We start from the raw sequence: 21,065 nt of genomic DNA on the forward strand, positions 1-21,065 counted from the left end.
TGATCTGCCGGAAGAATCGCCGAGGGCCCACCCATGGACACATCTGCTCGCTCCACCACCGGACCCGACGGGGAGGGAGAAGCTCCGGCGCGGAGCTCCTTTCTCGAGATCCTGCTGGTCTTTCTTCGTCTCGGGCTGACCTCGTTCGGCGGGCCGATCGCCCACATCGGGTACTTCCGCGAGGAGTTCGTCACCCGGCGCCGCTGGATCGACGAGACGGGGTATGCCGATCTCGTGGCCCTTGGACAGTTCCTGCCCGGCCCGGCCAGCAGCCAGGTCGGCTTCGCGCTCGGTGTGCTGCGCGGCGGCCTGCCGGGAGGCGCGGCGGCATGGCTCGGCTTCACCATGCCCTCCGCGCTCGTGATGCTGCTGGCCGCCTACGGTGTCGATGCCCTGACCGGCGGCGCGGGCGCGGGCGTCGTGCATGGCCTGAAGCTGGTGGCCGTCGCCGTGGTGGCGCAGGCGGTCTGGGGCATGGCAAATGGCCTCTGCCCGGACCGACCCCGCGCCACCCTGGCCGTCCTGGCCACCATTGCCCTGCTTCTCCTTCCTTCGGCAGTGACCCAGCTGGGCGTCCTCCTGGTCGGTGCCGTGATCGGCATGGCCTTGTACCGCCACGTGGCGGCGGCGGGATCCGACGTCAACCTGCCCTTCCGGGTGCCGCGCGCCGCCGCGCTGTCCGCCCTTGCGCTGTTCCCTGTTCTGCTGGTCGGCCTGCCGCTTCTGGCGGTGGCAACCGGGTCGCATGCCGTGGCGACGGTGGACGCCTTCTATCGTGCCGGCTCCCTGGTCTTCGGGGGTGGCCATGTGGTGTTGCCGCTGCTGGAGCGGGCCATGGTGCCGGCCGGCTGGATCTCGGCGGATGGTTTCCTGGCAGGCTACGGCGTCACCCAGGCCGTGCCCGGCCCGCTCTTCACCTTTGCGGCTTTCCTCGGCGCGGCGCAGGCCCTTTGGCCCAATGGCGTGCCGGGCAGCCTCCTTGCGCTCCTGGCGGTGTTCCTGCCCGGGATCCTGCTGATGTACGGCATGCTGCCCTTCTGGGATGCCCTGCGGGGGCGCCCGGGCGCGCGTGCCGCCCTGATGGGCGTGAACGCCGCCGTGGTCGGCATCCTGGCGGCAGCACTGTTCGACCCGATCTGGACGTCGACCGTTCGGACTCCGGCGGACTTCGCGGTCGCGCTGACGGCTTTCGCCGCGCTGGTCCTTTGGCAGGTTCCGGCGTGGCTGGTGGTGGTGATGACCGGTATCGCGGGCTGGGCGGTATCCACCCTGCTCGGCGGCGCGTGAGGAGGCTCACCCCGCTGTCGGCAGGCGATCGCAGGCCTTCCGCCGGCTTCTTCGGCCCCGCTGTCTGCCCTCAACCCGCCGCGTCATGCCCGGGAGTGAGATACTCCGTCACCATGGCCACTTCCGCGGCACAGCCCGTGATGACCGCGACGCGCTGGTGCAGGCTCGTCGGCACGATGTCGAGGATGCGGCCGGTGCCGTCGATGGCCGCGCCGCCCGCCTGCTCGATGATCATGCCCAGCGGGTTGGCCTCGTACATCAGCCGCAGCTTGCCCGAACGGCCCGGCTCCCGCGCGTCCCAGGGATAGAGGAAGATGCCGCCGCGGGTCAGGATGCGCTGCACGTCGGCCACCATGGACCCGGTCCAGCGCATGTTGAAATCCACGCCGCGCGGCCCGTCCTTCCCGGCGAGGCAATCCGCGACGTAGCGCTGCACGCCCGGCGCCCAGTGCCGCTGGTTGGACATGTTGACGGCGAACTCCCGGTACCCGGCGGGGATGGTGATGTTCGGCTGCGTCAGCACCCAGGAGCCGACCTCGCGGTCCAGGGTGAAGCCGAACACGCCCTTGCCGAAGGTCAGCACCAGCGCGGTCTGCGGGCCGTAGATGGCATAGCCCGCCGCCGCCTGCTGCCGCCCCGCCTGGAGAAAGTCGGCCTCCGTGACGGCACGCCCGGATGCCTCCTCCGGCGCCTTCAGCACCGAGAAGATGGTGCCGACGCTCAGATTGACGTCGATGTTGCTGGAGCCGTCGATCGGGTCATAGACCAGCAGGTACTCGCCCTTGGGGTAGCGGTGCGGGATGGGGTGGATGGCCTCCATCTCCTCGGAGGCCAGGGCGGCCAGGTTGCCGCCCCACTCGTTGGCGTCCAGCAGGATGTCGTTGGCGATGACGTCCAGCTTCTTCTGCACCTCGCCCTGGACGTTCTCCTGGCCGAGGCTGCCGAGCACGCCGCCGAGCTCGCCCTTGTTGATGGTGTGGCTGATCGCCTTGCAGGCGCGGGCGACCACCTCGATCAGCAGGCGAAGCTGCGGCGGCAGGTCGCCGCCCTCCCGTTGCTGCTCGATCAGGAAGCGGGAGAGGGTGACGCGCTGCATCCGGTCGGTTCCTTCAGGCATTGGCGTAGCGACGGCCCTGGGCCGCAAGGGCGAGCACCACCGCGCCCAGGACACCGGACAGGACCGACCCGGCGATGACGCCGATCTTCACGGCGTCCTGCATCCCGGGTTGGTCCGGGAAGGCCAGCAGGCCGATGAACAGGCTCATGGTGAAGCCTATGCCGCAAAGCAGCGCCGTGCCGTAGAGTTGCAGCATCGTCGCGCCCGCCGGGGCCGCGGCCAGCCCGGCGCGCAGGGCCAGCCAGGTGCCGCCGAAGACGCCGAGCTGCTTGCCCAGGAACAGACCGGCGGCCACGCCGATGGACACCGACCCCATCGCCACCTCCGGCGCCACGCCGCCGAAGGACACGCCCGCATTGGCGAAGCCGAAGATGGGCAGGACGATGAAGGCCACCGGCAGGTGCAGTGCGTGCTCCAGCCGGTGCAGCGGCGAGATGGTCGTGTCGTCCGGCATGCCCTTGCGGTTCCGCAGCGGGATGACCAGCGCCAGCACCACGCCCGCCAGGGTGGCATGCACGCCCGACTTCAGCACCAGCATCCAGAGCAAGACGCCGAGCGCCAGGTAGGGCCAGAGGCGCGTCACCCCCGCCCGGTTCAGGCCGATGAGCAGGGCCACCACCCCGGCCGAGCCGCCCAGCATCGGGAGCGACAGCTCGGCGGTGTAGAACACGGCGATGATCAGGACGGCGCAGAGGTCGTCGAGGATGGCCAGCGCGGCCAGGAACACCTTGAGGGAGGCGGGCACGCGCGGCCCCAGCAGGGACAGCACGCCAAGCGCGAAGGCGATGTCCGTGGCCGCGGGCACGGCCCAGCCCCGCAGGGCTTCGGCATTGCCGAGGTTGAAGGCGACGTAGACCAGCGCCGGGACCGCCATGCCGCCGAGCGCCGCGATGCCGGGCAGGATACGGCGGCCCCAGGTGGCCAGCTGGCCGTCCAGCATCTCGCGCTTGATCTCCAGCCCGACCATCAGGAAGAACAGCACCATCAGGGCGTCGTTGATCCAGTGCAGCAGGCTGAGCGGGCCGATATAGGCGCGCAGGGCGGCGTGGTAGCCCGGTGCCGCACCGGAATTGGCAACCAGGAGGGCGAGGGCCGAGGCGAACATCAGCACCAGCCCACCGGAGGCGCTGTGGTCGAGGAAGGAGCGGAACAGGGAGGGCTTGCGCCCCGTTGCCTGAATGGTGTCGGCTTCTGGCACGGCGGGAACCTCGTGGTGCTCGGCGAAGGCGAATAGCCACACCCGGTCCCCGGGGAGAAATCGGAAGTTCTGCCTTCCCTTATAGAAATTCTCTATAAGTCGGCCATGCCCCGCATCCAGCAGCTCCGCTACCTCGTGGCCATCGCCGACACCCTGAGCTTCAGCCGGGCCGCCGAAGCCTGCCACGTCACGCAGCCGACGCTGAGCATGCAGGTGAAGGAAATGGAGGACCGGCTGGGCGCCCGGCTGATCGAGCGCACACGCGCCCGCGTCATCCTGACGCCGGCCGGCGCCGAGATCGCCCGGCGGGCCAGGACGATCCTGGCGGAAGTGGAGGACATCCGGGAGATCGCGCGGCGGGACGATCCCGAGGCGCTCCAGGGCACCCTGCTGTTCGGGGTCGTTCAGACCGTCGGCGCCTATGTTCTCTCGGTCGCGATGCCCACCCTCAAGGCCGGGTTCCCGAACCTGCGCATCAGGGTCCGCGAGGACCGCATGGAGAACCTGCCCGAGAAACTCTCCGACGGCACCTTCGAGGCCCTGCTCATGGCGGACGAGCCTGTCCACGCCGATTTCACCTCGGTGCGGCTCCTGCGGGAACCGCTGCACGTCGTGCTGCCATCGGATCACCGGCTGGCCAGATGCGAGATGATCGACCCGGAGGACCTCGCGGGAGAGACCATCCTGACGATGGAGCGCGGGCATCGCATCCACGACCCCATCGCGGCGCTCTGCGAAAGGGTGGGCGCGATCCATGCGCGCGACTACGCCGGCACGACGCTGGACACGCTGCGCCTGATGGTGGCGACCGGCATGGGCATCACCCTGCTGCCAGCGCTCTACGTCCGGTCCGACGTTCTGCGGGAGAAGCTCGTCGTCGCCCGCCCGCTGTCGTCCGGGGCACCGGTCAGGAACCTCACCATGTCCTGGCGCAGCACCTCTCCCCGGCACAGGACCTACGCCCTGCTGGCCGCCAGCATCAGGGAGTGCATCGCACCGTGGGGGTTGGAGAAGCAAGGCAACCCGGTCTCGTAGTGTGTCGGCTGGCCACGACAGGCCGCCCTAGCGCGGCTCCTGTCCATGCGGGCCGGGCAATCCGTCCCCCGGCAACTGCTCGGCGGCGGGCGCGGATCCGTCGCCATCGCCGAGCGCCTTCTGCATCAGCACAGTGTCGAGCCAGCGTCCATGCTTCCGCCCCACTGACCGCAACGTGCCGGTCAACTCGAAGCCGAACGCCCTGTGGAGGCGAATTGACGCCTCGTTCGCGCTGTCGCCGATGACGGCCACCATCTGCCGGTAGCCGAGCACGGTGCATTCCTCGATCAACGCTCGAAGCAGGCGGCGGCCGATACCGCGGCCCCGGGCCTCCTCCTTGATGTAGACCGAGTTCTCCAGCGTATTCCGGTAGGCCGGCCGAGGTCGGTAGGCGCCTGCATAGGCATAGCCGATCACGCTGCCGTCGGCGCCTTCGGCGACAAGATAGGGAAGGCCGCGCTCCAGGATGGCGGTCCGGCGCTGCCGCATGTCCTCCGCCGACGGTGCCTCCGTCTCGAACGTGGCGGTGCCATGGAGCACGTGGTGCCGGTAGATGGTGGCGATTGCGTCCATGTCGGCCTCCGTGGCGGGCCGGACGGTTACCGCGGCGGGCTGGCCGGCAGGAGCGGCTGTGTTCGGAGCGGTCACGAAAGCCTCATCCTTGTTCGGGGTGGCGATCAACAGCGTCGAAGCGCATGGGGCAACAGTACCAGCACCATCAGGATGTTCAGCCCGGCAGCCGCGCACAGCACGGCCAGCGTGGTGGAGGCGCCGAAGCCGTCCAGCAGCCAGGCTCCCAGAAAGGGCGAGGCGGCCTGCGCGACCAGGGTCGGCATGGCGATGCGTCCCATCAGCACGGCGTAACCTTCCTGGCCGAACAGGGCCAGCGGCACGGTGCCGCGGGCGATGGAGCGGATGCCGCTGCCCATGCCGTACAGGACGATGCCCGCCGCCGCGACCCCCGGCGCGCCGGCCAGCATGCCGAGCCCGACCGCCACCAGCACCGCGGAGACGAGCAGGCTCCAGATCGGGTGCGTCTTCCTGCCGAAGAGCATCTCCAGCAGGCGGGCGCCGACCTGGGCCGGGCCGATCAGCGTGCCCAGGGCAACGGCGGTCCCCAGCGCCAGTCCTTGCGACTGCAGCAGCGTCAGCAGGTGGACGGACAGCACGGTCATGATGACCGCCGCCAGGGTGAACCCCGCCGCCAGCATGAGGAAGGCGTAGCGCTGGCCCGCCCGCACATGGCCCGGCGCCGAGGCGGCCCTGGCGGCCGTGGGTGCCGTGGCGGGCTTGGCGGCTTCGCGCGGCACGCCGAGCAGGTAGAGCGGCAGCACGACCGCGAGATGGAGGGCGGCATAGGTCAGGCAGGCGCCGCGCCAGCCCAACTGGTCCACCAGCAGGGCGCTGAGCGGCCAGCAGACCGTGCTGGCGAAGCCGCCGAACAGGGTGAGGTGGGTGATGGCCGGGCGCGCCTGCTCGCCGTAAAGCCGCCCCAGCGTCGAGAAGGCCGGGTCGTAGAGCCCGGCGCCCATGCCCAGGCCAAGGACCACCCAGGCCAGCACGAAAACGGGCAGGCCGGGCGCCAGTCCGAGCAGGAGCAGGCCGCCGGAGAGCAGGGCGGCGCTGGCCGCGAGCACAGGGCGGCCGCCGCGCCGGTCGATGAAATGGCCGATGCGCGGCGACACCAGGCCGGACACCAGCATCCCGACGGAGAGGGCGCCCATGATCCAGGTCAGTGGCCAGCCGGTGTCGGCGGCGATCGGCCCCGCCAGCACCGCCAGCAGGTAGTAGGAGGACCCCCAGGCCAGGATCTGGCCGACACCAATGGCCGAGACGACCGCCAGCCGGTTCCGGCGCGCCGCCGCAGGGGAAGGGGAAGCGTCTTCCGGCATCGTCGCCTGGCTCATCCGGCTGCGCCGGCCGGCGCAGCCGCGGCGGAACAGCGGGAAGTCATCTGGCGGTCTCCGCGGGGCTGCCCCGGCGGGCGATGCAGGAAGTCGCGGCGAGGCTCAGCATCGGCAGGTCCCCTTGGCCCGGTCCGTGAAGTCCGGGGAAGGGCGGGCGGCGCGGAGGGCAGGTTCCCTGGACATGGAAGCAGGCTATGCCTTGGGGGCCAGGTATCAAGGCGGCTTTACGCCGAAGCGTTCCCGCCCTGTGCCTTCTCCGGAAAGGGAATGGAGACGATCATATAACGGCGCGCACTTAGATGGACTGCGCACGCCGTAACCCTTTGATCTGCGGCGTGCGCCTCTGCACGTTCCACGGACAGGCGTACGGCTTTCTTCAGACCCAGAGCCAACGAGTGCGCCAATCCCGAGACCAGAAAATCTGCCAATGATGTCAGGGTGTTGATAGCCTGGTGACGGCGAGTCCTTTGCAGCCTGCAGCGCGCGGCGAGTTGTGGTGCCGTACGGGATAGGAACTCGAGCAGCTGAAGCCGAAGCATCCACTATGCGGCTGGATACGGGAGCTGCCCCGCCTCACCGAAGGCCGCTCCGGGGCCGCACACGACCCTAGTCCCGGTGATTAGGCATCCCAATCGAGCTCACCCTCACGGCGTCCCGGCCGCCAATTCCCGCGCCGCCCGCCTCCACTCCGCCACCGCGCGCACGACCTCCTTCCCGCCACCGTTGGGCAGCGGCGTCGCCCAGCGCACGATGCCCTTGGTCACCTTTTGCGTCGCCGTGGTGACGTCCGTGAGATGGAGCCTCCGCATGTTGTCGAGTTCGGCGTGAAATCCCGCGGGCCAGTTCCGGACCGCTGCCAAAGAGCGGGCCAGCGCCTCATGCGGCGGCACCTCGACGTCGCCCATGTTCTCGAAGCCGAAGAAATACCGCCGCGGGCGCGTCGCGGCCGCGTCGAGCCCAAGGCGGACCAGGAACTCGATAACTTGGGCGTGCGCCATGTTACGGAACGGCGGCAGGGCCAGGACGCCGGTCCCCTCCTCGGTGAACTGAGGATCGCCCAACAATCCCTGGACGCAGGCCGTGGCGTTCGCCTGCTCAGGCGTGACCGGCGCCGCCGGGGCTTTCGTCAGGTCGCCGCCCTTTCGGCAGCCACACCATGCTAAACCGTTGCCTTTCCACTTGATCGGGTTCTCGCACGCATGACACTTGTCCACGAGGGCTTTGCGGTGGACCGGGCATGCTGAGATAAAGGACAGGTCCCAGACGGCTAGGTGCCGTCCGCGTTCAGCCAGACACTCGGGGCACACCTTGCGCCCCTCTTGCAACCCGAAGTCCAAAGCGCTGCCGGGAAGCTCGTGGTTCCAGAACAGGACAAAGGGGGAGTGCGGGTCGCCGCGCCAGAGCGGCAGCAAGGATTCAAAGGGAACCGACGCCTCCAAGGCAAGCCTCTCGACAGAGTTGAGAGACGCACGTGACGCGAGTCCCTTGAAGCCCAATCGCTCACCCAGGGCTTTCGGCGTCTCTGTCCGCCGCCGATTGGCGAGACGGAAGATGTAGCTTTGGAGGCTTTCGTCCGCGGACGGTGTCAGGCCAAGGCTGTGTGGACGTGGCGCACCCTCTGGCGACAGGTAGCCTGGCGGGAGGCGCGGCTGTGGCGGTAGCGGCATGGCGCCGCACACTACAAGGACAGCACGCCTACAGTCGATCGGCAGGCGAGGGCGAACAGTCCCCTAATCCTACCGCCACACGCTCGACGTCGCCCAACGTAGCCCGACGCAAGCCTTAGGCGACGCAATTCCGATTAGGAAACAAGGATAGGTTTTGGCGTCATTTCGGCTGCTGGCGGCCCATCCCGGGCGCGGTCGCGCGCGGGGTCATCGATGGCTGAGCTGAAGATTGGCGACAGGCTGACGTTGCCCCACCAGTACGCCCTGGACGAGCAGGTCGCCGGGAACCCCATCCGCCAGCTGCTGCACCTGGCCCGGACCGCCACGGTTGCTGCCCGCCGCCTGAACGCCCGGGGTGCGCCAGACGGCTTCACCCTCGACATCGAGGGGGGCGGGTCCACCCTGCTGCTGGACCGGAAGCCCAGGGGTGACGAAGGATTCGAGCAAGCTCTGGTCTGCAGGCCCGGGCGCCTGCCTGCCGACCCGGCGGCGCAGTCCGCGGAGCTCGGCGCAGTTTGGACCAAGGTTAGCAAGGGTGCCTCCGAGTGGCAGGCACCGGGAGCGGCGGCGGAAGCCGCGAGGGTGTCGTGGGCGGATCCTGCAGGGTTTGAGCTGGGACGCCGCCGTCTGGTTCTGCCCTGGTTTCATTGACGATCACGAGGGCCGCAAGCGGAAGTCAGCCTAAGCAGTCGCAGCCTGGTCACGTCGACAGGTATGCCTTCCCTTGATAATGCTTCGCCTCTCCATCGAAGGGGAACTGAGTTGGCGAGTAACGAAGATCCGCGAGCGCGTGGCACAAAGCAAGCGGCGGATGAGGACGGTTCGGCGACGGGCAAGTCTGGCAACGGTGGTTCTGGCGGAGAGGCCGAAAGCGGATCCGGATCTGGATCCGGTGCTGCCTCCGGTCACCTCAATGCAATGGAGCGTTCGAAACTTCGGCGCCAGGTCAGGGAAGCTATTCTTAAAGATCTGCAGGCGATGAAATCGCAGGGCACTGGCGATGACACCCGTAACGCAAAACTGAGCAGCGTTCAGAAGCAGACCTTGCTCAACAGCTCGCGGTGGCCATTCCTCGTTTATCGCCTTGAGCCTCCTGTTCCCTCGGCCTTTGTATTGTTCCTGTACATTCCTGGGGGCGCTCCGCAGCGGATTGGATACTACGCCACGGACAAGGAAGTCGATGCGGCCATCGAGCGGCAATTATCCGAGACATCATCCGAGCCGGAGCACCGTCCCTTCGGTCGATGATCGCCACCATCTGATCGCAGCCGCTCCGTGAAGGCCATCAGTCGCCTCTGAGTGTCACGGGCGAGCGCACTGTGCGCCAACTGCCTGAGGCCTTCGGGCGTCTCGTACCAACTCAGGGCGCCGCGAAGATTGTCCATGGTCCAGAACGGATGCGGTGTTGGCTGATCCTTCGGCAGGAGCTGCCCAGAAGCCTTTGCCGCTTCCAACGCGGCGATGATGTTCTCAAGCCGCTCCTTCGCCTTTGGCGCCCGGATTCTTTTCAGAATCTCCGCGCGGCTCGGATCTGCCAGACCTTCGGCGATGAGCCAGAAGCTACCGCTCTGCACAGCGCCCTCGTAGGCATTGAGAAGGCGAGCTGCGTCGGACGCCCATCTCTGTCGCGGTGCCATCTTCGTGCCTCCAGCTGCATCCATTCGCCTCCCATGATAAGGGAGAGAGGCAGTAAGGGGAGCCCTTTCACCCGCGCCATGGACCTAAATGGCTACTAATCGGCCCTACCGCTCCCATGTCCGAGGGTGGGAAGCCGGGGACGGGGCTGAAGGGCTTCGGTCGTGCCCCGGGTGGTGGTGTAGGAGGCAGCCGCCCAAGTTAGGGCGGCCATCGCGGTGATCCTCGGTAGGGTTGTGTTGCAACACGCAACTCTGACGCAAGGACGCCACGATGACCGACGAGAGGATTGCCCTTCGCGAGCTTCTGGAGAAGGGCTCTGACGCGACTTTTCTGCGGGAGATGATCGGCTTTGCCGCCCAGCGGCTGATGGAGCTGGAGACGGACGGCCGCTGCGGTGCGGGGCATGGCGAGCGCAGCGCCGAGCGGGTGAACCAGCGCAACGGTTATCGCGAGCGGGATTGGCAGACCCGAGCCGGCACGGTGGAGCTTCGCATCCCCAAGCTCCGCAAGGGCAGCTACTTCCCGGCTTTCCTGGAGCCTCGGCGGCTGGCGGAGAAGGCGCTGACGGCAGTCATCCAGGAGGCCTATGTCCAGGGCATTTCCACGCGCTCGGTGGACGACCTGGTCCGGGCCATGGGGATGGAGGGCATTTCCAAGAGCCAGGTCTCCCGGCTCTGCGCCGAGATCGACGGCCGGGTGCAGGACTTCCTGGGCCGCCCTATCGAGGGCGACTGGCCCTACCTGTGGCTCGACGCCACCTACGTGAAGGTGCGCGAGGCTGGCCGCATTGTCTCGGTCGCGGTCACCATCGCGGTAGGCGTCAACAGTGACGGACGCCGCGAGGTGCTCGGCATGGCGGTCGGCGCCTCCGAGGCGGAGACCTTCTGGACGGACTTCCTCCGCGGCCTGACCCGGCGCGGCCTGCGCGGCGTCAAGCTGGTCATCTCCGACGCCCATGAGGGCCTCAAGGCCGCAGTGGCCAAGGTGCTCCGGGCCACATGGCAAAGGTGCCGCGTGCATTTCGGCCGAAACGCCGCCGCCCATGCGGGCAAGACCCAGCGCCGCATCGTCTCGGCTTGGATCGGCACCGCCTATGCCGAGGCCGATGCCGCGGCCGCCCATGCCCAGTGGCGATCCGTGGCCGACCAGCTCCGCCCCAGGGTGCCGAAACTCGCCAGCCTGATGGATGCGGCCGAGGAGGACGTGCTGGCTTTCATGGATTTCCCGCGGGAGCACCGCGCCAAGCTCCACAGCACCAACCCCATCGAGCGCCTCAACGGCGAAATCAAGCGGCGCACCGACGTCGTCGGCATCTTCCCCAACGAAGCCGCCATCACCAGGCTCGTCGGCGCTCTGCTCCTCGAGCAGTCCGACGAATGGGCCACACAGCGGTCGCGCTACATGACGCTGGAGACCATCGGCGCTGTGAGCGATACTGCCCCCGTCAGCCTGCCCGCCGCGGCAGCCTGACACCGCGGCTCAGCCCGCTGAGGAGCGCCGCTCCTACACCACAGGGTGGGACACGATCAGGGCTTCGGGAGCTACGCTGCAATCGTTGCGGCGCATATCGGGCCGGGTTGTGTCGCCTCAAGCACGCCTCCGGCAGGGGGCGACGACTCCAGATCCGCCGATTTCGAATTCCGGTTCGGGGCAAACGGCGTCCGCTACTTCCCCGCAGGCGGCCCACCGGCCTACATCAACATCGGCGGCAGGCGTACGCCGCTCGGCGACTGGCTGGCAGACAATCCCCCCTGGGTCCATTTCGCGAACGGCGCCGTGCTGCTCGATAATGAGCTGTTCTTCCCGCAAGGCATGACGGGGCGCATCCCGTACCCCCGCGAGCGCATCGCCGCCTGGGATTGGACGGGCACCGCCATCCGCAAGGAGTCGCAGAAGGCGCAGAAGCGCCCCGACGCGGTGCAGCACAAGGTGATCCGGCACCTGCTCGCGCAGACGGGGAACGAGGCGTTCGACATCGTCTTCGATGACGACGACGCGGGCGAGGCCGCCGACGTGGTCGCCATCAGGGCCACGCCCGACTGCATCGTCGTGCACCTCTACCACTGCAAGTACTCCGAAGGGGCGAAGCCGGGCGCGAGGCTGGACGACCTCTACGTGGTCTGCGGCCAGGCGCAGAAGTGCGTCCGCTGGCGGGACGACGCCGAGGCACTGTTCCGCCACCTTCTGTCACGCGAGGGCAAGCGCCTGGCGTGGGCGGCCCCGAGCCGGTTCGAGCGGGGCAACTTGGTCGCCCTGCGAAAGCTAGAGAGCATGATCCGCAGCGCCGAGCGGGAGTTCGCCGTCTTCATCGTGCAGCCGGGCCTGTCGCGTGCAGAGGCCGGGGGCGAGCACCTGGAGCTCCTGGCGGCGACGGAGACCTATTTGATGGAGACGTCAGGGATGTTGCTGGGCGTCATAGCCAGTCAGTAGTGCACCAGGCGCCTTGTCTCAGATGGAACCGAGGTGATCCCGGAGTGCCGTGGAGAGTTTCGCCATCCCGAACTTGGGCCCCGCAAGATAATTGACATACTCCGTGGCATTCATGGGTGTCCTCTTGAGGCTGGCACGGTGTGCCCGGAGGCCCGCGAGGGCCTCCGCCTGCTGACTGGCGAGTAGACCGGCGCAGAATGGATCCGGCCTGTGCTTCGCCAGGCGGTAGTGCGCGAGCACGGTTCCATGAAAGTCTTTGATGTTGTGGGTCACGATGCTGCCCGCTTCTGCGTTGACCGCGCTGGCGACGACGTGGGCATCCTTGCGCTGCGCGGCGGTTTTGCACATCGCCTGGATGGTGGCCGTCAGAGAAGCGTCGCCTGGTACATTGGCGGCCGGAAAGGCCCTCTCCATCTCCGCGTGCCGATAATCAATCTTGTCCACCGGGATGCTCATGCTCAGGGCCAAGTTCCTCTTCCATTCGAGATGAATTTCGTCGGACCAAACCGGCTCGAAAGCTTTTGCCTCGGCGAGGCAGAGCAGGAGATCGGTCAGCTTGCCTTGGAACAGGATGCAGGCATCTAAGACGGCGACTTCCATCTAGCTTCGGACTACCCTCGTTCAGAAGTCGTACTCATCCGTCAGTTGAGCGATGCTGTCGAGTGCTTCCCTCTGAGTTTTAGTGTGGGCCCGTTGGTAAGCCAGCACCTCGGTGCGGGATAGCTTGTTCCGGCTGTGAACCTTGCGCGGATGCAGCAATCCCTTCTCAATCAGCCTCATGACGGAGGGGCGGGACATCTGCAGGATAGCGGCAGCCTCCTGCGGGCTGATTTCATCGGGGAGGGGTGCCTGCTGCTCCGCCTTCGGGAGCCTGGACGCCACTGCACCGGCTCCCGCCGGACCCTTGAAGGTCATGCCCTCTAAGACCTTGAGCAGGACGCGCAGGGTGCCGGAATTCACCTCCACCTTCGCGTTCCCCCGCGCTCGCGCCACGGTCGACCGCAGCGCCCTCACCTCCCGCCTGACGCGGTCAAGTTCCTCCGCACTGGCCTGCATCTCAACCTGGGTCGCCATGGCTACCTCCAATTTCGGCTCCAATCTGGAGGTTATCTGCATTAATTGCAAGGTTTGCAGTAAATGAATGACCGAACGCCTGAGGCGCTAGGCGGGACCAAGGCGGACTGGACCTTGGAACAGGTGTCCTGAGACGCACCCACTCAGGCATCGTACACAGCCCTCCTCCTGAAGAACGCCTGCCGCCCGCCGTCCACGCGACCTCTCCATTGCCACGACACGCCGTAACCTGAAGCCCCGCAGGCGAAAGGGTATGGACATGCCGAGGGTGCTGCTGATCGAGGTTTCCTCGACCGAAGCGTTGCCGCTCGAAGAGTGCTGCGAGGCGGTTCAACTCCCTGCGGACATGGATGATGTCATGGCGGCCGCCCGCAACATGCTCTTGCTGGATGCCTCGCTGCGTCTCGAGCATCCCAAGCGGGTGAGCGATGGCTACGAAGTTCCGCTTGGTGCCCCCGGATGCACCGCTTGGATTGCCGAGGTCGACGGCAGGACCGCAAGGTCGTGGCGCAAATTTTGGGACAGTATTGGGAAACAGCGCCCAGAGACGGGGGGCATCGCGCTCCGCCCAGATGACGAGCGCCAGTCGGAAGCGCTGAGCGAGTTAATGTCTGAAGTCTCGCCTGAGGAAATGCGTTCGTCCCTCCTGGGCTCCTTTTCCCACGCTTCTGGCGGATGATCGTGTTGAGGGAGAGACGCAATGCATGACATCGAGATAGTCACCGTGCGCGCGGAAACCCACCGCGGGCCCCTCGACTTGGCCGTCCGTCGGGTTCGGCAGTCCTTGGGAGATGCGGGCAAACTGGGCTTGATTGAACGCGCGCTTGAGGTCGGCGACTCTGACCTTGCCGTTCGGTACCTGAGGGATTGGGCCACTGTGCTCGAGGCTAGTCCGGATAACAGTATCATGGACCGCGTCCGGCTGGCCTCGATGAAACTACAAAAGCTCCTGACGCACGAGGTCGTCCATGGTCGTTTCAGCCTGCTCGACCGCACCGCCCCGGAAATCGTGAGGTATGAACAGGAAATGCGTTGGAGAGGATTGCAGTCACGGTACAGCCCTCACCTGGAATGCATGCGGGGGGAACCGCGTGCAATTTGTTCAAAGGCCGATGAATAGTTGGCGGCCGCATCTCGAAAGAGAATGCGGCCTTCTTCAGGCTTGCTAACATCGACAATGATGCACGGTTCGTTGGGTGCACCGGCTCCCAGCGAGTAGATTTCCACATCGTAAGGCACGTCCGTTGGATCGATAGCAACTTCGACCGCGAGGTTCTCGGACTGATAGATTTCAAGCGTGGCCTGCTTTTCATCCGCTTAGGAGTCCTGGCCGCCCGCACGGAGGTCCGCAATCTCATCCACCTTCGCGTGGATGTCGGTCTCGAACTGGAATACCGCTTCGTGCGCCTCGTCAAGGGTGCCGCACTTACGTGCCAGAGGGCGGCCAAAGGCAAACGGGATGTATCGCCATCGACCCGAGATCCAGATTACCTGTGCCGAGGCATCCTCGGGAGGTACATTGTCATAGTCGAGCCACCACGGTAGCTGCCGAGAGGCCATGTTCTTCCCCAAGTCGAGCGCGCTTTCTTAATCCTCGGTGTCCGGTGCGACAACAGGCTGCTTTAATCCGGTTCCGGACCCATCCTCCACGAGTCCTTTCCTGAAAAACGCTTGCCGCCCGCCGTCCACCCCCGGCCCCGTCACCGGCAGCACCCCCACAGCCCGCAGGTCTGCCGCCAGCTTCCGCGGCGACGTGCCGCGCTCGCGCGCCAGCTCCGCGCCGGACACGTACGCCGTCCGGAAGCGGTCGAGCTCGGTGGCCGTGACGGCGCCGCCCTCGGTCCGGAGCAGGCCACGCCGGATCAGGTGGGCCACCACCTCGCGCTTGAGGCCGAGCAACGCAGCGGTGGCGTAGGCGCTGAACGGACCCCGCTCGAGAGGGGCCGCCGCCCGACGCACGGCCGCCCGGTCGAACCGCAGGCGCTTGAGGCCGACCGCGGCATGGTCCAGGGCCGCCACCGGCAGGTTGCCCGAGAGCACCATGCCTACGAAGTCCGCCAGCCCGACGCCGCGCCGCCGCATCGTCTCGGCCGCCACCTCGAAGCCCACGAGCCCTCGCTCGAGGCCGGTGTCGATCGGGGCGCCCGCCGCCATGCGCCCCGGCAGCCCTTCGATGCTGGCGCGCCGGAACGCCCAGCGGCCCCAGCCATCGGCCGCTGCCCGGTGCACCGCCTCGAGAACGCCTGCCTCCGCCAGCCGCCGCACCCGTGCCCTGGACACCCCTAGGGCGGCTGAGGCTTCGTCCAGCGTCAGCGCGTCGCGCAGTTCGGCCGCCAATCCTTCCACCTTCGCGCGGCCGATCACCGCTGGTAGGCCGCGCCCCGTGCCGTCAGGCGTCGGCAGCAGGCCAGCCTCCGCGAGCCGCTTGGTCGTGGGCAAGGATCTGCCCACCATGCGCGCGACCTCCTTCAAGGCGACGCCGTCACCCTGGACGCCCAGCAGCAGCGAGCGGTGCATCCGGCGGCCCAGCACTGGGTCGGCGGCAAGGAATTGGCGGGTCGCCTCGGCCAGGGCGTCGCGGAACGGCCCGGCCTCCAGCATCGACAGCCAGCCGTAGTAGGCGCCCATGGTTTTGGTGGCGCCGAAGCGTCCGGCACGGGCGGCCTCCACGGCCCGCGTCGCCGCAAGGAATCCGTGAAGGGGAACAGGCCATGCCTCGACCGCGGCAAGGCCAGCGCCGACGACGCGGGCCACGGCGTCCGGCCCGGACGCGACGAGGGTCTCGATGCGTCTTTCCTTGTGCCAAGCGGTCAGGAACATGCCGGTGACCATGACCAGGCGCACGAGGTCGGCCGGTCCGACGGCCGACAGGGCAGGGGGCAACCACGGGATCGTCTCGCCCGTGGCCAGCGCCAGCACGCGGGCGCTCGCCTCTGCCTCGTCGGAGGGGACCGGCATTCCGGCGAGCGCCCGAAGGTCGGTTCCGCAGGCGCAGCGGGTGACGTCGGCCACATTCCACCCCAGCCCCCGACAGCGAGGTCTGTGGCACCTGTCCACGAAGCGCAGGGCGTGGTGGGAGCAGGCGGTCACCAGGGCGCAGTCCCAGGCGGCACGCTGGATGGGCGCCGCGACGAGACAGGCTGGGCAGGCGCGCCGCCGTGAGATGTCGATGAACTCGCGGTGGAGCTCACCGCCAAGGAAACGGTGGTGGGCGAGGCGACCTGTGGGGCGGTAGGTGGCGGCTTCGAGAGCGGCGGGATCGGCGCCGGACAGGGTCGCGAGGCCGCGTATGTCATCCCCAGAGGTGGCGGAGCCAGGCTGGCGCAGGCCGACATGGATGGCGAGGCGGTCGGCGCCGGGGAAGCGGGCGCGGCCCGCGAAGCGCATCATGAAACCAGGGATGCTCTCGCCCGGCACGATGCCCATGCCGAGCGAGAGTGGCTGTATGCCCATGTGCTCAGGGCCGGAAGTTATGGTGGCGGTCGCTGCGGCGGGTACGGCCGCGCAGGCGGGTCTTTTCGGGTCCCGTGTCGATGGTAGGCCCGACTGCCTCGGGGAAGGCGGGGCGCTCCGCCGTCCACACTGCCGACTTGCCGTATGCTTTCACCAGGTGGGCGTAGGTCAGCCTGTCCGCCTTCCCGGCCGCGACGTCGTAGACGGCCTCCGCAGCGGCGGTCTCGATGAGGGTCGCCATGTCGCCGAGATATCCCGATGCGGCACGGCACAGCGGATAGGCCATCTTGGCTCCTGCGAGGCCGGACAGCACGCCGAAGACGTTGTCCCGGAGGAACTCATCCCATTCCATCAACACGTCCTGCAGGAATTCGCGGCTTTCGGCGATGTCCCAGTCCAGCGGCAGGAGTTCGTGCCGGATGCTCGCCCGCCTTCGGAATTCCGCGTCGGCCTCCCTGAGCAGTAGGACGGATGCCGTACCGGCGATGATGAGGGACGGTCCGCCCTTGGCGTTCACGATGTACCGGCAGAGACTCGCGATGCGCTTGATGGCAGCGGTGTCCTTGCCTTCGAGGCACTGGCTGAACTCGTCAGCGACGACGAGCCTGTTCCCCACTTCGCGTCCTACTGCGACAATGTCCTCCTGGATGACGAGGCGCTTCCGGCCCCGACCTACGACGTGATCGATGCTCTGGCCGGTCAGCGCGGCGAACCAGACCTCGGCGACGTCCTTCTCGCTTCCGTTCGGCGCTTTGAAGTACAACACGTCTTTGCGGTCAGCGAATGCGCCATCCGGGCCAGCGATGGCTCGGGGTTGGTCGGGGAACTGGCTGGTGTAGTCCAGGACGAGCTTTGACTTGCCGCTGCCTGACCCCCCGACAAGGAGAAGGATGCCAGCCTCGCCAGACGACCCATGGTCGCGGTGGTGGAGGCGACGAATATCTCGCTGGATTTCGTCCGACTTGTCAGTCGGCAGGTAGAGCTCGCGGAACCTGCCCGAGAGCCTGACGAGACGGTCGATTTCGTTCTGGTCCATGGTGCTCATTGCCCTTCGTCGCCGCGCATGCGCTTCGCCTGCCGCCGCGGACGTGCCGCGCGGCCCTCGTCGCTTGTGTTCTCCGACTTCTCGGGCGCCGCCTGCGGCTCGCTGGCGTCCGGTTGCGGCTGCACGTCGCCGGTGTCGTCGCCGGACGGCTGGTTGCTGTTCATCATCAGGAAGCGGACCAGGGCATTCCGCTTGAGCTTGGACAGCGATTTGCCGCTGGCCAGCAGCCGCGTGGCGTCCTCGAGCAGGGCGGCCTTGAGGGCCCGCAATTCGTCGGTGTCGTAGGTCCGCTCCAGGCGCCTATTGAATTTGAGAGTGATGTCGTGCTGGTGAAGGGTGAGACCGACCATCAGGCGACGATTGAAGGGTTCGACCTTTGCGATCGCACCCGTGAATGGGTTGACGACCCAGGCTTGCGACACATCGTGCTCGTCGAAGAGGACCTGGATTTTCGTGCCTTTGCGGTAGTTCGGGTTGGCGACGATCTGCCGGATGGCCTCGCCGTGCCACGTGAGACCTTGGGTGGTGACCCTTCCGCGCAGCGGCAGGCACATGTGCCGGTGGGTGAGCAGCACAGTCAGGTCGTGCTCGCTGCGGAGTGCCCGGGGCGGGTGCCTGTCCGTGTGCTCCTGCCAGCGGCGAAGGGGCACGTCGTCGATCCCAGTGTGCCACGACTTGGCGTAGACCATGGCGACCCAGGTCCAGAGGCGACGCACGAGGTCGGAGTACCGGATGATGGCATCCGGCTTCTCGGGGTCGTTATCCTCGCGGTGGCTGGGCGGGTTGGGTCCCGCAAGCGGCCGCTCCGCCTGTTCGCGGAAGTTCCGGATGAAGCGCTCGATGCACGCCTTGAGCTGCGGGTTCTCGCCCTCGGCGTAGTCCATGATCATGTCCAGGACCAGGGACGCGTTGCGCACGTGGTCATTATTCGTCGCCGCGGCCTGGTCGAAGAAGAACGACATCGGAACGCCGGTCGGGAACTCGTAGTCGAGGTTCGGTACGAGCTTCTTGAGGAAGCCCTTGGGCGTCATCGTCATCCGCAGGACGCTGAACCCGATGCCGAGGGTCTCGCCCGCGAAATGGACGATCAGCGCGAGCGGCATGCGGGTGAAGTGGTCGTAGGCGATGGAGACCCAGGCGCCGCCCATGTCCAGGCCGCTCCGGTCGTCCAGCACCCTGATCCGCCGCAGGCGGAAGTGATCGACCTCGACACGCTCCAGCGGGAACGTCGTGACCACACCGTTGCCGATGGTGCGGACCTTGTCGAACTCCTTCTTGCCCTTGCGACGGCGGACGGCGACGTGCTGGTCAACTTCCTCGCGGATATAGCGGGCCACCTGGCTTTCGCTCGGACACCAGAGCTGGTTGTCCGGGTTCGCCGTGTTCCAGTTCGTCACCCGGTCGTTGAGCGCGCTCCAGACCTTCGACTTGCGGTTTTCCTGCCGCGTGAGCCAGACTAGTGTGATGGTCTCGATCAGCCACTGCTCGACCATAGCGGGCATCTTGCGCCCCCGCGGTCCCTGCCTGTCGAAGCGGGGCGCGAGGGCGCGGATGTCCCCGCCTGCCTGCTTCAACGTGTTGAGCCAGCCGTAGAACGTGCTGACGCCCGGGGCTTTCTGCCCGGTCGCCTTCGCGACCTGTTTCAGGAAGGCGAGGAGGGTCGCCTTGGAGACGCGGCCGCTGAGGTCGATGCGCTCGGCGACGGGGAGGTCCGGCATCCTCTCGCGGTAGAAGCGCTCCGGGTCACGGTACGCCTCCACGAAAACGGCGCTCCACTGCACCTTGGCTTTCATCGAGCTCGGCAAGCCGTCGAGCGGGACGCGGAGCACTTCCCGGATGCGCTCCGGCAGGTCCGCGTCAGGTGAATCGACGACCCAGCTCTCGCCGCGCCAGCACTCCTCCTGCCAGGCGATGTTGTTGACGACGGCGGTCTCGTCGGTCTTGACATTCTCCAGGTGGATCAGGCCGCTCTTGAACAGCTTCACGCGCCAGACGCTGCCCTGGCGGCGGATGTAGGTGCCGCGGACGAGGCGCCGCCGGTCCAGCGGCTCCGGGACGGTTGGCTGGCGCAGGCTGCCGTTCTGCCAGTGCAGGATCCAGGAGGCGAGGCCCCAGGTCAGGACCTCGCCGGTCATCCGGTTGCGCAGGTCGAGGCCGTCGTTGTCGAGGCGCTCCACCATCCACGGGTGGCCGTCCCAACGGACGATCTGGCCCAGTCGGGGCAGGTATCGGTTGCTCATGTGCGCCACCCCTTAGTCCGCCAGGCCAACACGGGGGTGTCCGGTCCGAGCCCGGCCGAGATGTCGGCAACCACGAACCCGTTCGCGACCATGGACAGCAGTTGATGCCAGGTGGCGAGGCCATCCAGCAGCCGGTGCAACTCCCCAAGGGTGGCAGGGGCGTGACGCTCGGCCACGGTCGACACCGAGAAGGGCAGGGAGTCCGGCCACTGCCAGTAGCGGTAATAGAACAGGTCCTTGGCACCGGGCAGCGCGACGTCCTCGGTGACCTCGTCGCGGTTCAGGTGAACGAAGCCAAGACCCTGGCGCTCGCAGGCCGCGCGCATGGCGGCGAGGCGCTTCTTGCGGCGCGCGTCCGGCTTGGCCAGCGGGTGCAGGATTGTCAGCGCGTAGGAGCGCGTCTCCTCATGCACGATGAAGTCGGGGACGAATTTGAAGTCCTTGCATTCCCAGTGGACTTCGATGGCCTCGGCTGTGGAGGTCCAGCCCAGCACCTCGTGCCGGGCGTCCAAGAGGAACGCGGCGTCGCGATGGTGATAACTCCGCAGGTGCTCGTAACGCCGCTTGCCCTTGGCTGGCGGGTAGTAAGTCGGGACCTGTGTCCGAGCCTTCGGTTGGTCCTGCTCTTCTTCCTTGGGTTCCTCGCCCCCGGCTTCCTTGCTGACAATCTTGCCTTTGGCCTTCCCCTTGGGGGGCTTGGACGGGAATTTGGGGTTCCAGTTGCCGCGCGTCGGCACTGCCCCCAATGCGAATCTGCGCATCGTGGCTTCCAATCGTTTGAGCGTTCGGGATGCCGCCGGTGGGCGGCGTCAGACGGCGCGAGAACGACGTATCAGGGTGGGGAGCCGGAACTTGGCCCGGAAGCCTGGAAGGAAGCCGCGCGCGCCACGCGGCGGCGTGCGCCGCGCCGTCGTCGGCGCAAAGGATTTGTGGTGGTGCATGATGTCCTCAGCGGTGAGGCCAGGAAAGCTGCA

19 protein-coding genes are annotated in these 21,065 nt (G+C 67.3%); 7 read left to right on the forward strand and 12 right to left on the reverse strand.

Features of this window, described 5'->3' with window-relative positions:
* The first annotated feature begins 33 nt into the window (after nucleotides 1-33).
* Nucleotides 34-1,287, forward strand: coding sequence for a chromate efflux transporter (gene chrA, locus ACF3NH_RS14365; RefSeq protein ID WP_422923726.1), 1,254 nt, complete (start codon nucleotides 34-36; stop codon nucleotides 1,285-1,287).
* 70 nt (nucleotides 1,288-1,357) lie between these two features.
* Here the strand turns inward: chrA and ACF3NH_RS14370 are convergent, their stop codons facing one another.
* Both ACF3NH_RS14370 and nhaA read right to left on the reverse strand, forming a co-directional pair.
* Nucleotides 1,358-2,383, reverse strand: coding sequence for a class 1 fructose-bisphosphatase (locus ACF3NH_RS14370; protein ID WP_422923728.1), 1,026 nt, complete (start codon nucleotides 2,381-2,383; stop codon nucleotides 1,358-1,360).
* A gap of 13 nt (nucleotides 2,384-2,396) precedes the next feature.
* Entirely contained in the window at nucleotides 2,397-3,602 is a 1,206-nt protein-coding gene (gene nhaA, locus ACF3NH_RS14375) for a Na+/H+ antiporter NhaA (RefSeq protein ID WP_422923730.1), read from the reverse strand.
* Between the two features lie 105 nt (nucleotides 3,603-3,707).
* Between nhaA and ACF3NH_RS14380 the strand changes: the two genes are divergently transcribed.
* Nucleotides 3,708-4,637 carry a LysR substrate-binding domain-containing protein gene (locus ACF3NH_RS14380; RefSeq protein WP_422923732.1) on the forward strand — a complete coding sequence of 310 codons (930 nt, stop codon included), beginning with the start codon at nucleotides 3,708-3,710 and terminating at the stop codon, nucleotides 4,635-4,637.
* 27 nt (nucleotides 4,638-4,664) lie between these two features.
* Here ACF3NH_RS14380 and ACF3NH_RS14385 read toward each other — a convergent pair whose 3' ends face one another.
* From ACF3NH_RS14385 to ACF3NH_RS14395, 3 genes are all read right to left on the reverse strand, one after another.
* Complete coding sequence (locus ACF3NH_RS14385; RefSeq protein WP_422924802.1) at nucleotides 4,665-5,285, reverse strand: GNAT family N-acetyltransferase; 621 nt, start codon at nucleotides 5,283-5,285, stop codon at nucleotides 4,665-4,667.
* A gap of 29 nt (nucleotides 5,286-5,314) precedes the next feature.
* On the reverse strand, nucleotides 5,315-6,529 hold the full coding sequence (locus ACF3NH_RS14390) for an MFS transporter (protein ID WP_422923734.1): 1,215 nt from the start codon (nucleotides 6,527-6,529) through the stop codon (nucleotides 5,315-5,317).
* Nucleotides 6,530-7,188: 659 nt separating this feature from the next.
* Nucleotides 7,189-8,211, reverse strand: a complete 1,023-nt coding sequence (locus tag ACF3NH_RS14395; protein WP_422923736.1) for a TniQ family protein — start codon at nucleotides 8,209-8,211, stop codon at nucleotides 7,189-7,191.
* Between the two features lie 213 nt (nucleotides 8,212-8,424).
* Between ACF3NH_RS14395 and ACF3NH_RS14400 the strand changes: the two genes are divergently transcribed.
* Nucleotides 8,425-8,862 carry a hypothetical protein gene (locus tag ACF3NH_RS14400; RefSeq protein WP_099097328.1) on the forward strand — a complete coding sequence of 146 codons (438 nt, stop codon included), beginning with the start codon at nucleotides 8,425-8,427 and terminating at the stop codon, nucleotides 8,860-8,862.
* A 506-nt stretch (nucleotides 8,863-9,368) separates the two neighbouring features.
* On the opposite strand, the gene ACF3NH_RS14405 is transcribed toward ACF3NH_RS14400, so the two are convergent.
* Nucleotides 9,369-9,848 (reverse strand): hypothetical protein, encoded by a 480-nt coding sequence (locus ACF3NH_RS14405; protein WP_198368135.1) that lies wholly within the window; start codon nucleotides 9,846-9,848, stop codon nucleotides 9,369-9,371.
* 271 nt (nucleotides 9,849-10,119) lie between these two features.
* Between ACF3NH_RS14405 and ACF3NH_RS14410 the strand changes: the two genes are divergently transcribed.
* Nucleotides 10,120-11,319: an IS256 family transposase gene (locus tag ACF3NH_RS14410; RefSeq protein WP_422921854.1), complete on the forward strand. Its 1,200-nt coding sequence runs from the start codon at nucleotides 10,120-10,122 to the stop codon at nucleotides 11,317-11,319.
* Nucleotides 11,320-11,364: 45 nt separating this feature from the next.
* Complete coding sequence (locus ACF3NH_RS14415) at nucleotides 11,365-12,279, forward strand: hypothetical protein (RefSeq protein ID WP_422923738.1); 915 nt, start codon at nucleotides 11,365-11,367, stop codon at nucleotides 12,277-12,279.
* Nucleotides 12,280-12,297: 18 nt separating this feature from the next.
* Here the strand turns inward: ACF3NH_RS14415 and ACF3NH_RS14420 are convergent, their stop codons facing one another.
* Nucleotides 12,298-12,879: a PIN domain-containing protein gene (locus ACF3NH_RS14420; RefSeq protein ID WP_109517847.1), complete on the reverse strand. Its 582-nt coding sequence runs from the start codon at nucleotides 12,877-12,879 to the stop codon at nucleotides 12,298-12,300.
* Nucleotides 12,880-12,900: 21 nt separating this feature from the next.
* Nucleotides 12,901-13,353 (reverse strand): helix-turn-helix domain-containing protein, encoded by a 453-nt coding sequence (locus ACF3NH_RS14425; RefSeq protein WP_181378189.1) that lies wholly within the window; start codon nucleotides 13,351-13,353, stop codon nucleotides 12,901-12,903.
* A gap of 268 nt (nucleotides 13,354-13,621) precedes the next feature.
* Between ACF3NH_RS14425 and ACF3NH_RS14430 the strand changes: the two genes are divergently transcribed.
* Both ACF3NH_RS14430 and ACF3NH_RS14435 read left to right on the forward strand, forming a co-directional pair.
* Nucleotides 13,622-14,032 carry a hypothetical protein gene (locus ACF3NH_RS14430; RefSeq protein WP_146201915.1) on the forward strand — a complete coding sequence of 137 codons (411 nt, stop codon included), beginning with the start codon at nucleotides 13,622-13,624 and terminating at the stop codon, nucleotides 14,030-14,032.
* 21 nt (nucleotides 14,033-14,053) lie between these two features.
* Entirely contained in the window at nucleotides 14,054-14,473 is a 420-nt protein-coding gene (locus ACF3NH_RS14435; RefSeq protein ID WP_109517850.1) for a hypothetical protein, read from the forward strand.
* Between the two features lie 467 nt (nucleotides 14,474-14,940).
* On the opposite strand, the gene ACF3NH_RS14440 is transcribed toward ACF3NH_RS14435, so the two are convergent.
* Genes ACF3NH_RS14440 through ACF3NH_RS14455 form a run of 4 tightly spaced genes read right to left on the reverse strand, consistent with a single transcriptional unit; the run spans nucleotide 14,941 to nucleotide 20,852 of the window.
* Nucleotides 14,941-16,779, reverse strand: a complete 1,839-nt coding sequence (locus tag ACF3NH_RS14440) for a TniQ family protein (protein WP_181378190.1) — start codon at nucleotides 16,777-16,779, stop codon at nucleotides 14,941-14,943.
* Nucleotides 16,780-16,810: 31 nt separating this feature from the next.
* Nucleotides 16,811-17,842 (reverse strand): TniB family NTP-binding protein, encoded by a 1,032-nt coding sequence (locus ACF3NH_RS14445; RefSeq protein WP_181378191.1) that lies wholly within the window; start codon nucleotides 17,840-17,842, stop codon nucleotides 16,811-16,813.
* A gap of 5 nt (nucleotides 17,843-17,847) precedes the next feature.
* Complete coding sequence (locus ACF3NH_RS14450; RefSeq protein ID WP_146201916.1) at nucleotides 17,848-20,091, reverse strand: hypothetical protein; 2,244 nt, start codon at nucleotides 20,089-20,091, stop codon at nucleotides 17,848-17,850.
* The gene (locus tag ACF3NH_RS14455; RefSeq protein WP_109517855.1) at nucleotides 20,088-20,852 is read right to left on the reverse strand and encodes a hypothetical protein; all 765 of its coding nucleotides are present in this window, start codon (nucleotides 20,850-20,852) and stop codon (nucleotides 20,088-20,090) included. The genes ACF3NH_RS14450 and ACF3NH_RS14455 overlap by 4 nt, the downstream gene beginning before the upstream one ends.
* Nucleotides 20,853-21,065: the final 213 nt, after the last annotated feature.

Origin of the sequence: Pseudoroseomonas sp. WGS1072, assembly GCF_049340465.1 — a bacterium.
Lineage (GTDB): Bacteria > Pseudomonadota > Alphaproteobacteria > Acetobacterales > Acetobacteraceae > Pseudoroseomonas.